The sequence below is a fragment of the Acinetobacter sp. GW821-FHT01E09 genome, from assembly GCF_059422385.1.
Genome location: NZ_JBWKWU010000001.1, coordinates 192590 through 205096 on the forward strand (window position 1 = coordinate 192590; position 12507 = coordinate 205096).

General features: G+C 38.9%; 15 protein-coding genes. 10 read left to right on the forward strand and 5 right to left on the reverse strand.

Features of this window, described 5'->3' with window-relative positions:
* Nucleotide 1: 1 nt before the first annotated feature.
* Together pdxH and recJ are read left to right on the forward strand one after the other, a co-directional pair.
* Nucleotides 2–658 (forward strand): pyridoxamine 5'-phosphate oxidase, encoded by a 657-nt coding sequence (pdxH, locus tag AC07U8_RS00865; RefSeq protein WP_096732612.1) that lies wholly within the window; start codon nt 2–4, stop codon nt 656–658.
* Entirely contained in the window at nt 659–2362 is a 1704-nt protein-coding gene (recJ, locus tag AC07U8_RS00870; protein WP_096732614.1) for a single-stranded-DNA-specific exonuclease RecJ, read from the forward strand.
* 56 nt (nt 2363–2418) lie between these two features.
* Here the strand turns inward: recJ and AC07U8_RS00875 are convergent, their stop codons facing one another.
* Complete coding sequence (locus tag AC07U8_RS00875; RefSeq protein WP_096732616.1) at nt 2419–3180, reverse strand: putative porin; 762 nt, start codon at nt 3178–3180, stop codon at nt 2419–2421.
* Between the two features lie 377 nt (nt 3181–3557).
* On the opposite strand from AC07U8_RS00875, the gene AC07U8_RS00880 reads away from it, so the two are divergent.
* From AC07U8_RS00880 to AC07U8_RS00905, 6 genes are all read left to right on the forward strand, one after another.
* A complete protein-coding gene (locus AC07U8_RS00880; protein WP_096732618.1) occupies nt 3558–4100 on the forward strand; it encodes a PadR family transcriptional regulator in 543 nt (180 codons plus the stop codon).
* A gap of 49 nt (nt 4101–4149) precedes the next feature.
* Nucleotides 4150–4545, forward strand: coding sequence for a Fur family transcriptional regulator (locus AC07U8_RS00885; RefSeq protein WP_096732620.1), 396 nt, complete (start codon nt 4150–4152; stop codon nt 4543–4545).
* A 35-nt stretch (nt 4546–4580) separates the two neighbouring features.
* Entirely contained in the window at nt 4581–4883 is a 303-nt protein-coding gene (locus AC07U8_RS00890; RefSeq protein ID WP_494737128.1) for a DUF3861 domain-containing protein, read from the forward strand.
* Nucleotides 4876–5199, forward strand: a complete 324-nt coding sequence (locus tag AC07U8_RS00895) for a DUF2798 domain-containing protein (protein ID WP_406565189.1) — start codon at nt 4876–4878, stop codon at nt 5197–5199. Before AC07U8_RS00890 ends, AC07U8_RS00895 begins: the two co-directional genes overlap by 8 nt.
* A gap of 265 nt (nt 5200–5464) precedes the next feature.
* The gene (locus AC07U8_RS00900) at nt 5465–6412 is read left to right on the forward strand and encodes a pirin family protein (RefSeq protein WP_034611289.1); all 948 of its coding nucleotides are present in this window, start codon (nt 5465–5467) and stop codon (nt 6410–6412) included.
* 157 nt (nt 6413–6569) lie between these two features.
* Nucleotides 6570–6968, forward strand: a complete 399-nt coding sequence (locus AC07U8_RS00905) for an OsmC family protein (RefSeq protein ID WP_004718587.1) — start codon at nt 6570–6572, stop codon at nt 6966–6968.
* Between the two features lie 125 nt (nt 6969–7093).
* On the opposite strand, the gene AC07U8_RS00910 is transcribed toward AC07U8_RS00905, so the two are convergent.
* Nucleotides 7094–7540 carry a surface-adhesin E family protein gene (locus AC07U8_RS00910; RefSeq protein WP_096732624.1) on the reverse strand — a complete coding sequence of 149 codons (447 nt, stop codon included), beginning with the start codon at nt 7538–7540 and terminating at the stop codon, nt 7094–7096.
* Between the two features lie 135 nt (nt 7541–7675).
* Here AC07U8_RS00910 and AC07U8_RS00915 point away from each other — a divergent pair, with 135 nt between their 5' ends.
* Together AC07U8_RS00915 and AC07U8_RS00920 are read left to right on the forward strand one after the other, a co-directional pair.
* On the forward strand, nt 7676–8317 hold the full coding sequence (locus tag AC07U8_RS00915) for a glutathione S-transferase family protein (protein ID WP_004718584.1): 642 nt from the start codon (nt 7676–7678) through the stop codon (nt 8315–8317).
* Nucleotides 8318–8343: 26 nt separating this feature from the next.
* On the forward strand, nt 8344–8943 hold the full coding sequence (locus tag AC07U8_RS00920; protein WP_096732628.1) for an alpha/beta fold hydrolase: 600 nt from the start codon (nt 8344–8346) through the stop codon (nt 8941–8943).
* Between the two features lie 41 nt (nt 8944–8984).
* Here AC07U8_RS00920 and dinB read toward each other — a convergent pair whose 3' ends face one another.
* The 3 genes from dinB to mdtD all read right to left on the reverse strand — a co-directional run bounded on the left by dinB (nt 8985) and on the right by mdtD (nt 12392).
* Nucleotides 8985–10040: a DNA polymerase IV gene (dinB, locus tag AC07U8_RS00925; RefSeq protein ID WP_034611297.1), complete on the reverse strand. Its 1056-nt coding sequence runs from the start codon at nt 10038–10040 to the stop codon at nt 8985–8987.
* Between the two features lie 122 nt (nt 10041–10162).
* Complete coding sequence (locus AC07U8_RS00930; protein ID WP_004718580.1) at nt 10163–10921, reverse strand: glycoside hydrolase family 25 protein; 759 nt, start codon at nt 10919–10921, stop codon at nt 10163–10165.
* 79 nt (nt 10922–11000) lie between these two features.
* Complete coding sequence (mdtD, locus tag AC07U8_RS00935) at nt 11001–12392, reverse strand: multidrug transporter subunit MdtD (RefSeq protein ID WP_494737129.1); 1392 nt, start codon at nt 12390–12392, stop codon at nt 11001–11003.
* Nucleotides 12393–12507: the final 115 nt, after the last annotated feature.

Sequence of the window (12507 nt, forward strand, 5' to 3'; positions counted from 1 at the left end):
CATGCGTGATGTAATTAAAGACTTAAGTGAGCTTCGTCTTACTTATCAAAAAGGTGAACTACATGAGGAGCAGGTGGATGCTGATCCTCATGCGCAGTTTCTCAATTGGTTTAATTTGGCTTTAGAAGCAAAACTGCATGAACCCTATGCAATGTCGTTGGCAACTGCAAATGCACAAGGGCGTCCACATGTGCGTACTGTGTTATTGCGTGGTGCTACTGAGGCTGGTTATGATTTTTATACCAATTATGACAGTCAAAAAGGCTTAGATTTAGCTGAAAATCCTTATGCAGAATTGCTATTCTATTGGCCTGAGTTAGAACGTCAGGTTCGTGTGGGTGGTCAAGTTCAGAAAATATCTGAACAAGAATCTACAGATTATTATCATAAACGTCCGCGTGATAGCCAAATTGCAGCGCATATCAGTACCCCACAAAGTGGCGTGATTGAGAGTCGTGAACATTTACAACAGCGTTTTCAAGCGTTGTATGATCAAGTGGCTGAAAAGAATGAATTGGCTAAACCTGAATTTTGGGGAGGCTATCGTTTAGAGCCGACGTATTATGAATTCTGGCAAGGCCGCCCAAATCGCTTACATGATCGCCTCACTTATGAAAAAGTCGGTGAATCTTGGACAATACAACGTTTGATGCCATAAATGCAAAAATTACAAATTAAACAACGACCTTTGATCACACGCCCTGAAAACTTTCAGGGCGTGTTACCCTTTATTGCTGAAATTTTGGCTCGTCGTGGTGTGCAATCTGAACAAGAATTAGATTTAAAACTTAAATATTTACTTGCACCAGAAATGAAAGGTTTGGAGCAAGCCATTCAAATAATTGATCAAGCTTTAGATCAAGATAAAAAAATTGTGATTGTTGGTGATTATGATGCAGATGGTGCCACCAGTACCGCACTGATGATGCTGGCTTTACGAGAAATGGGGGCCAATGTTGAATACCTCGTTCCAGATCGTTTTAAATATGGTTATGGCCTAACCCCTAAAATTGCCGATTTGGCTTTTGAAAAATATCAGCCGGATCTATTAATTACGGTCGACAATGGAATTTCCAGTCATGCAGGTGTAGCACAAGCACAGTCACATGGAATGCAGGTGATTATCACCGATCACCATTTAACGACCAAGGAAACGCCTCAGGCTGAGGCGGTTGTTAACCCAAATCAGTTAGGGTGCGAATTTCCAAGTAAGGCTTTGGCTGGCGTCGGTGTGGCATTTTACCTATTGGCAAAGTTAAGTAGCCATCGGGCAAAACTGGGGAAATCGGCTGCAAAAATGCCGCAATATTTGGATTTGGTTGCTTTGGGCACTTATGCCGATGTTGCCAGCCTCGACCATAACAATCGTATCTTAGTGGATGCAGGGGTTAAACGGATTCAACAGAATCAATGTCGTGCTGGGATTAGTGCCTTATTAGACATTGCAGCGCGTGATCCTGCTGAGTTAAAAGCCTCTGATTTAGGTTTTGTGTTAGGTCCTCGTCTTAATGCCGCAGGGCGTATGGAAACCATGGACATCGGTATTGAATGTCTTTTGGCAACCGATACGCAAACAGCTCACACTTTGGCACGCCAACTCAATGATTTAAATTTAGAACGCCGTCAAGTTGAGTCGGAGATCAAACAAGAGGCTTTGGCAGCGCTGGAAAATCTACAGCTTGATCAAGATCATTTACCCGCAGCGCTGGTCATGTTTGAAGAGCATTGGCATCAAGGTGTGATTGGTATTGTGGCAGGGCGTTTAAAAGAGCAATTTCATCGCCCCAGTATTGTATTTGCGGCAGATAAAGATGGGATTCATATCAAAGGTTCCGCTCGTTCGATTGATGGTATTCATATTCGAGACAGTATTGAAAAAGTTGCCGAGCAATATCCTGATTTGATTAGTCATTTTGGTGGGCATGCAGCGGCGGCGGGTTTGACTATTCGAAAGCACCATTTTGAAGAATTTAAACAACGTTTTACTGAGTTGGTTGCTCAATCAGATGATGCTCTATTCCAAGCGGTGTTGTGGACGGATGGAGAATTACCTGCTCAGGCATTTCAACTGCAAACTGTAGATACTTTGGCGCAATTGGGACCGTGGGGGCAAAAGTTTCCTGCACCAGTATTTGAAGGGCGTTTTAAAGTCATCGATTATCGTTGGTTAAAGGAAGTGCATCTGAAATTGCGCTTAGCTTTGGAAAATGGCCAACCGATTGATGCAATTGCCTTTAATGTACGCGATAAATTCAATTTTGATCCTATGCAAGATAGGGTACGTATTGTTTATGAATTGGATAAAAATCAATTTAATGGCAATGTGAGTTTACAGTTAAGAATGCTGCATTTAGAACAGTAAATTTAGAGATTAAAAAACCGCTTATACGAGAGCGGTTTTTTAAAGTTTACCAATAATTAGAAGCGGTAAGCAGCACGTAGACCATAGACATTATCGTCATCTTCAAAATCAACAGAACCTTCTAAGCTGATTTGTTGAGTAAAGAATTTTTTTGCACGAATTGTAAAGCTGTCTTCATCAGTACCATCAGTGCGGCTACCTGAATAAGCCAATCCGACACTGAAAGTTTTATCTAGGTATAAATCTGTACCTACGCTGTAAGCATCGGTATCACCAAAGCTTGCACCACCTTCAAAATTCATGTCATAGCGACCCACTTGAGTGACATATTTAGCACGGATAGTTGGATCTATATCATCATTAAAATCATTATCATAGCCTGCTAAACCCACTGCAATCAAAAGACCCGGGATTGGCAAGTAACCTACTTCTGCTGAGTAAGTTGTTGTATCTAAATCATCGACATGATCGGCCTTAGCTGTAGAGCGTCCAATAGCAGCACTTGCATAAAAATCGGTATTTGGAACGAAATATTCAATACCAACACCATAAGTTGTTACATCGTAGGCATCATAATCGATATAGCTAATCCCAGCATTTACGTTGCTTGCGCGATCTAGAAAGGCAGCTTCGTTTAATGGGTTATTTTTAACTTGAACAGGGTTAAAATAATATGTTCCATCAATAGCAAAACCAGTAGATGTATCCCCTTTATCTGGATCAACAATACCGAGTGAACCACCGATTTCAGCTTGGTATGCATGTGCAGACCCAAAAGAACTAGCAAGTAATGCAGCAAATAAAGTTTTCTTAAACATTGTGTGACCCTTTTGTTATAAAAATATTAATTTTTTGTTACAAATCGCATTGTATGTAAATTAATCTCTATGTCAAGGCTAAAGATCTGAAAATTAAAAGTTTGCTGCGCCATGACATAAAAACAATGCTTAAAAAATGGGTAACTGAGTCAAGCTTTAAGCAATCCATAACAACAATAAAAATAGCCAATAGATTCGGTTTAAAGGCTTTTAATCGGTCTTTTTTATGTCTTAATTTTTTAAGATAGATCGATTTAAAATTATTTAATTCATTATTTATCAAAATATTATAATTGATTTTGTTCTTTAGTATTGTCTTAAGACTTATTAAGATATATCTTAATATGCATAAATTAATCAATTTGAGAAAAATAAAGATGAAATCAGAGCGACATGATCATTCACAAAATGATTTTGAGCATCGTGAACAGCATACCGAACGGGGCTATGGTGGACGACGAGGTCGGTTGTTTGAATCGGGTAAAATGAAGCTTTTGGTTTTACATCTGATACAGCAACAGCCAAAGCATGGTTATGAAATTATCAAAGCCATCAGTGATCTGGTCGGTGGAGGCTATACTCCAAGTTCAGGCACAATCTATCCAACCCTGACCTATCTTGAAGAAATTGGTTTTGTGCATGCTGAAAATACAGAAGGTGATCGTAAGCAATATCAGATTACTGATGCTGGAAAATTACATTTAAAAGAGCAGCATGCGCATATCCAACACTTATTAGAGCGTTTAGAAACTCGACGCGAAATTCATGAAAACGACCAATATTTGGATATTCATCGTGCGATGGAAAACTTAAAAACATCATTACGCCTAAAGCTCAAGGGTAAAGATTTTGATGCGGAGCAAGTTAGACAAGTCGCTGAAAAAATTGATCAAGCTGCAGTAGAAATTGGACGTTTATAACAGTGCAATAATGGGGCAATAATAGGGCAATAGAAGGTTTAGGTGAGACATGAGTATTGAGGTACAACAAAAACTGCGTCATGCAAATTTAAAAGTGACCCAAGCAAGAGTGATTGTATTCAAAGCACTGTTGGACCAAAAAGCACAACTGACCGCAAAGCAGATTTATCAGCAGTTATATGTACAAAATAAGCAGATCAGCTTATCGACCATATATCGAGTGGTGAGCGATTTAGAGAAAGTCGGTTTGATTACGCAAAATCTGCATGGCAGAGATGAAGCCAAATATGCTTTGCCTTATTTATCCGAAGTGGAGTCACTCAATATCCAATGTGCCGACCTAACCCAGATCAATAAAGCGTCTTTGATCGCTTCACTGGAACAGGTTTTTCAAGCGTTTGATATTGATGTTTTGGATATTAAATTTAGTACGGCCCTACATTAAACCCAGTCGAATATTTAACAAGTTAGAGAAATCTTATGAAACAACATCAATATTATGTAACTGTTCAACATCTTGCAGATGCGCAAGGTCATCCATCAATCTACAATGAAAATATCGAATTTAACGTGGGCAATCACGATGATATTTTCCAAATCGTAGAACGCTTAAAAGCTGCTGAGTTTTTTGATGAAGAAACCACCAAAGCGTTTGCGGTAGGATTAAAACTCTTTTTAGAGGTGATGATTACCCACCGTGATCATGTGCTATTTCAAGACTTTGAACCCGCAGTTAAACAATTTATGAAAAACTTAAAGCAGAACGTCAAGAAAAATGCGTGATTTAAAACCAGAGATCAAGATCGGAAATAGACGCGATCAACATAAACCTGCCATGATTTTTGCTGGAATTCCGAAATTACCAGCAAAATATGCAGGGTGGATTATGCCGTTGATACTCTCAGCTTTGATGAGTGCGACCATTTCCATGATTAATTTATGGAAAAATGTGGGGTGGTTCGATGGATTTTTTGCAAAATGGTTTAGCGTCTGGCTATTTTCATGGATGATTGCCTTTCCCACAGTATTAATTTTTTTACCTCTGGTTCGCCGTTTCACAGGCTTATTTGTAGATCTTACGCCACCACCTTCTGCTTAATTCGATCAAGGCTTTGAACATGTCATAGGGTGATGGTGGGTCTATAAACATTTCAATGTGAATATGCAACTCGGTAAAGTATTGCTCCCAGATTTTGTAATCAGAAACTGCATAACAAAAACCAAACTATTATTGTCCTATTCATGGTATTCAGCGTATTAAGATAGCTATAGGTCGATGTATATAAAACCGATAAGCTAAATAAAATGAAATTGTAGATGTTGAAATAACGTCCTGAGCTGATGGACAAATTTAGGATAACAAAATGACCAATACCAACTATACCGAGATTTCTAACTCTGACGATTGTGAAAAATATGTGAATCAGTTTATTCAAGATTTTCCAATCCGTTCAGCAGAAATAGGCAAAGGCACCGTCATTAAACGCGCATTACCCAGTCGTCAAAAACGCATGATTGGCGCATGGTGCTTTTTAGATCACGCTGGCCCAGTCGTATTTCCTCAGGGAGATGGATTGGATGTTGGACCGCACCCGCATATTGGATTACAAACCTTCACTTGGATGATCGAAGGGACGATGATGCATACAGACAGCATCGGCTCTAAACAATTGATTCGTCCTAAACAAGTGAATCTGATGACTGCGGGTTATGGAATTTCCCATACAGAAGTTGCTCCCGATACTGAAACGAGAATGCATGCTGCACAGCTTTGGATTGCATTGCCTGATGATAAGATCAATATGGCACCGCAGTTTGATCATTATCCAGAATTACCCATTGTAGAGCAGGACCATATTGAATTTACAGTTTTAGTCGGTGAATTCATGAATACCAAATCTCCTGTCAAAGTGCATACGGAATTAGTCGGGATCGATTTTTTTGCAAAAGAATCAACCAAGACACGTATTCCACTGAATCCTCATTTTGAATATGGATTTATGGCATTAGAAGGTGAAGCAACAGTAAATGGTCATGATTTAAATAGTGACAATATGGTGGTGATAGAACCTGGAATTTCACAGATTGAGGTTGAATTACCAAAAGGCTCGCGTTTACTGTTGATAGGTGGTGAACCTTTTGAGTCGCCTATTTTACTGTGGTGGAATCTTGTGGGCAGAACACAGGAAGAACTAAAAACGGCAACAGAACAATGGGCGAATCAGGATGCGCGTTTTGGAACGATCCCTGATTATGATGGTCCACGTTTAGAAGCACCGGCATTCCCAGACAAGATGCGAGCATCGAAGTGATGTGCTGCATTGCGCATTGTCGATCTTTAGACATGGATTCAAACTAAATAATTTGCGTTAAAGGCGTGCTTGATCATCCTTTAGCGCAAGTGTTGCGTTTACAAAGTTTTATTTAAACGGGCATTCACTAAAAATTTAAAGATTCAAGGAAAATAAAATGGCAATTATTGCAAATGCAAAGGTAAAAACCTATCCAGAACCATGGTCAGGTGAGGTGGTGAGTGGAAAACATCAACTGATTACCGACAAACCAGAATCATTCGGTGGGCAAGACAAGGGCTTAGCGCCTTATGATTTTATTTGTTCAGGTTTAATTTCTTGTACCATGATTACATTGCGTATGTATGCGCAACACAAAGGTCTTGATTTGGGTGAGTTTACAGTTGAAGCTGATTTTAATGCCAATAAAGAGGGGAAAGAATGGGTCGAGCGTCGCTTGTCTTTTGCCACTCCTTTGTCTGAAGAGTTGCATCAAAAAGTGTTAGACATTTGCCAAAAAACTCCAGTGACCAAGACCTTATTGCGTAGTGTGGAAATCAATACCACGATTATATAAAAACGGTTATGTAAAACGGCTATTTAAAAGATGTTCGTTGTCGCTGATCCATAAAAGATATTTTGTATAAAAACAAAATATCTTTTTTTTCTGTCATTAAGATTATACAAAGTTGCTTTTATTGATTATTTACAGGTGTTTGCATAAATTTTGTTATAGAACTTATCTTGATTCAAGGCTTTAAACTCTAAGTCGTCAAAGGAATAAAAAGCGGCCCCCGTTTCACCATCATGGCTCAAGGTAATGTCATCAAATTTTTTCACTAATTTGCTATTTGATGTTTTTCCTGCAAAGTAGTCAGCACCCCGAATGGCAATGGTTTTCTCTTTACAATCTACAATAAGCTGTTTAATAACCGATTGATATGTTACACTTTGCTCATCTTTAATAGGGTTGGCATATTTTTCATAGATGACAGCTTGCTTAAACGAATCACGAATTTTTTGATGTGCATTTACATCAATAAAGGACTCACCCTTATTCTCAAGAGATCCCAGTAACATAAGCTTGGGTTGATATGCATATAGATTTGAACAAATAAAGAAGAAAATTAACGGGATAAGTGACTTCATTTTTATTCTCAGAATAACCAATATTGAATCTAGAGTATAAACAAAGTTGATAAAAAAATGATTTAAATACAGTAATAGAATTGTTGAAAAGTTGAGATCAATTTATAGTCGAAGGATAAAAACTGAGGCAATACAATGATTACATTACATCACCTAGATCAATCTCGTTCACTCCGTATTATTTGGGCTTTAGAAGAGCTGGGGCTTGAATATCAGATTAAGCACTATAAACGCTTGCCTACTTTTGCTGCACCCCCTGAGTTAAAAGCAGTTCATCCGCTTGGAAAGTCACCTGTATTGACCGATGGTGATCTAACCATTGCAGAATCTGCTGTGATTTTGGATTATCTTCAAGCAACTTATGATACAAAAAATCAGTTTAAGCCTCAGAATCCTAAAGACTTAATGCAATATAACTACTGGATGCATTATGCCGAGGGTTCTTTAATGCCTTATTTGTTGATGACCTTGGTCATGACCAATATGCCAAAACATGTTCCTTTTTTAATTCGCCCAATTGCAAAGAAAATTTCAGAAGGTGTCCGTGGCGGCTTTAGCAATCCTCGTTTAAAAGAACATGCAGCCTTTTTGGAAGCTTATTTTAGTCAACATGATTATGCCGCAGGTGAGTTTTCTTTTGCCGACATTCAAATGAGTTTTCCCGTGATTGCCATGCAACAACGTACCAAAAATAAAACTCCTCGACTGGCTGCATATGCTGAACGAATTCAGCAGCGTCCTGCTTTTCAACGCGCTAAACTAAAGAGTGATGATTAAATTTTGTATATCAAGGTGATGGCTGAATGCATTTAATTTTTTTACCAGGTGCATCGGGAAGTACAGCGTTTTGGCAACCTGTTATGCAGCAGCTTTCAGCCGATCATCAAAAAACAGTGATGGCCTATCCAAGTTTTGCTGGGCATCCAGAGCATCCGCATATTGATAGTTTTGACGATTTACAGGGTTATATTCTTGACCAAATTCAACAGCCCTGTATTGTGATTGCTCAATCTATGGGAGGGGTTTTTGCAGTTCAAGCAGCATTACAAAAACCTGAATTGATCAAAGCTTTGGTTTTGGTTGCAAGCTCTGGTGGAATTGATTTAAGCCCCTTTCAGGTTGCCGATTGGCGAGGCGATTACCAGCAAACATTTGCGGTGCCCAATTGGTTTGTCGATCATCAATCCCATTTAGATGATTTATTATACAAAATAGCGTGCCCAGTCCTGTTGCTTTGGGGAGATGCAGATCCCATTAGCCCTGTGGGTGTGGGTAAATATTTGCATGAAAAAATCCAGCATTCCAGATTGCATATCATTGAACAAGGTCAACATGATTTGGCCAATGTACACGCCAATCAAGTGGCTAGATTAATTCACGATTTTATTTCTGATATAAAGTAAAAGATTTAAGCTGATGTCGCACATGTCTTTTTCATTTATGTTTACCATAATGACAATTGTGCTTCATCTTGCTGATCGGTCAGTTGATACAAACCCACTCCGATTAAACGGAATTGGAAATGCTCAGGAATTTGCATTTCACTTAATAATATTTGAATGACCTGAACCATTTCTTGCTGTGATTGAAGTGCGGTTTTAAAACTTTTACTGTGCTGTAAAACTTGAAAATTCTTGAGTTTTAACTTAACGGTGACACCGCGAGCCTGCATGTGTTTTTTTTCTAAACTGAGCCAAACACGTTCAATTAAATTGTCCCAATAGATTGAACACTGTTCAAGGCTGAGATCATCATCAAATGTGGTTTCTTTGGAAATTTGCTGACGTTGTCGTTCGGCTTGTACTGGGCGATCATCAATACCTTGGGCATATAAAAACAACTGTCTACCATATTTGCCAAAATGATGGATCAGTATATTTTCTTCAATTTTTTGCAAATCCCCCAAAGTCTCTAAGTTTAAGCTTTTCAGTTTTTCCTGAGTGACTTTACCGACACCGGGAATTTTTTTCAGGGGTAAATCATGGATAAAATGTTGAACTTGGGTCGGTTTAATGATGCAAATGCCATTGGGTTTATTCCAATCCGAGGCAATTTTGGCAAGAAATTTATTCGGTGCCACACCTGCCGAAGCCGTAAGCCCTGTTTGTTGAAAAATATCGGCTCGAATTCGTTCCGCCACTTCAGTTGCACTGGGAATATTTTGTAAATTTTCAGTGACATCTAAATAAGCTTCATCTAAAGATAAAGGTTCGATAAGCGCAGTGTATTTCTGAAAGATTTCATGAATTTTGACAGAAACATCGCGATATTTTTCAAAATTCGGTTCAATCACATAGACTTGAGGGCAGAGTTTTTTTGCCTGTGACATCGACATGGCGGAGCGTAATCCAAACTGACGCGCTGGATAGGATGCAGCAGCAATCACAGCCCGAGGATGATGTGAGGAAATCACCACAGGTAAGTGTTTTAGTTCAGGACGGTCGAGTAGCTCTACAGATGCATAGAATGCATCCATGTCAATATGGATGATTTTTCTCATGAATTACACAGTGTTGAAACGCTGTGTGATTATTCTAACCGATCTTGATTTGTTTCTATTGATGAATTTAAATTTTGTAAAGAATCTGCGACAGCTTATGTCATGAAAGATCTTGATTACGCTTAATTCAACTTATTTTTCTGTAAAAACTGCTGCCATTGTTCTGCATCACCATAAAATACATTTAAATCGACATTTTTTTCGATGCCTTGAATTTTTCCTTGGTTGCTCTGTTGCCAAAATGTCCATGCACGTTGGTCTTTTAAATCAGGCTTATCTTTATATTCACGAATCCAAATCGGTGTATCTTTAAACTCACCTGTGAGTACCATGTTGTAAAAGATTTTAGAGGTATAAAAAATCGGTTGTTTACCATAATGCTTTTGCAATTGATCATGCATATTTTTGATGTGTTTGATTAATTGTTCTTTGGTATAGGTGTTTATGCAACTGCTGTCATATTCCAAGTCCATCACAGGGGGCAAGGCATTGCTTTTATTTGGCACTGTTTTGATAAAATTTTGTGCTTGAATGTCACCATCACGACATAAACGAAAGAAGTGATAAGCCCCCACGCGCAGACCACGTTCACGTGCTTCTAACCAATACTGCTGAAACTTATCATCTTGATAATCGCCACCTTCAGTGGCTTTGAGATAGACAAACTGATAGTGCTGTGGAGAGATTTTTTTCCAATCAATATCACCTTGATGATGTGATACATCGAAACCTTTAATCGGATAGGCTTCAGCCAAGGCAGCATTATTATGAACAAAAAACAAAGTCCCGAGTATGACGCAGCAGAAAAGTGCGATCGCTAAAACTGAGCTATTGCGAGTGATTTTTTGCTGTTTGTGTTTTTTCGCAGCGTATTTTGACATGGTTTTTCTAAATATCCAGATGGATCAGTTTAACGTGCTTTGGTTCTAAAAAACGATGGCTGGATAAAAATTGCAACACTTAAATTTGCGCATCTTTGGGTATTTGAAAGAATATCAACGCCGTAATGATGTTAATCGCACCTAAGCAAATCAGGGTATAGTGAAATGCTTGTGTAATATGCGCTTCACTAAAATAGCCTGTAAATGCATTGAGTAAAGTACCTGCCAAAGCAATCCCAATACTCATTGATAACATCATAATCATCGATAAAAAGCTATTCCCACTACTGGCATCCTGTTGCGGGAGATCTTTAAGCGTAAGGGTATTCATGGTCACAAACTGTAATGAGTTGAGTACACCAAAAATAAAGAAATGCACCACACCTAACCATGTCGGGGTATCCGCTGTATGTAAGGCAAAACTGGCAATACATGCACCGATCAATAAGGTATTGACCAGTAGAAATGGGCGATAACCAGTACGTTGTAAAATCGGGCGAATGATGGGTTTAGAAAATAATGAACCGAGTACAATCGGGGTCATCATTACCCCAGTCATAAAAGGTTCCATTTTAAACGCAACTTGGAGCATCAGCGGCAAAATAAAGGGAACCGCATTTCCACCAAAGCGTGCAAAGAAATTACCGAGTACACCGATGGTATAGATTTTATTTTTAAACAGTCGACTACGAAACAATGCATTTTTATGGGTATGGGCATGATAGGCATAGACCAAGGCTGAGATTATCCCAGCGAAAAGTAAGCCTAAGCTCAGGCTTCTGGAGATTTCATTGCTGGCAATATTTTCAATGCCTAAAGCCATGCCCACCATTGCGATTGCCAATAGGATAAAGCCACTGAAATCAAAGGATTTTACCGATGCTTCAACCACATTGGGCATGGCTTTAAAGGTGACAAAAGTGCCTAAAATACCGATGGGTAAATTAATCAAAAAAATCCAGTGCCAAGAGGCATATTCAACCAACCAACCGCCTAAGATCGGGCCCATTAATGGACCGAGTAAGCCTGCTAAGCTCATCAAACTCATTGCAGAAAGAAATTGCTCACGAGGGATGATTTTTAACATGGCGAGTCGCCCGACTGGAACCAGTAATGCGCCACCGATACCTTGAATAACTCGAAATACAATAAGCAGATTGAAGTCATTGGACAGTGCACAGCCCAATGAGGCAGCGGTAAAAATCAAGATTGCTGCAAAGAAAATATTTCGTACCCCAAAGCGATCTGCCAACCAACCACTTAAAGGAATACATGCAGCAACTGCCAAGACATAGCTAATCACGATGCCATGCATTTTTAATGGATTTTCTTGCAGGCTTTCTGCCATAGCAGGCAAAGCGGTATTGATAATCGTGGTATCTAAGCCTTGCATGAAAAAGCCGATCGAAACTAAAAAAACCAATAAATAAAATTTAGGTTGGAGTTTACTGTGCGATGGCGTAGTCGTCATAGAACTTAAATAATCCCATTTTGTGAATATTTTAAAACAATCATCTGACTAAATCTGTATGAAATCGTTGCTTTATATTGAATCATGCGTGATACCCAATTGAATGTTCAAGAAA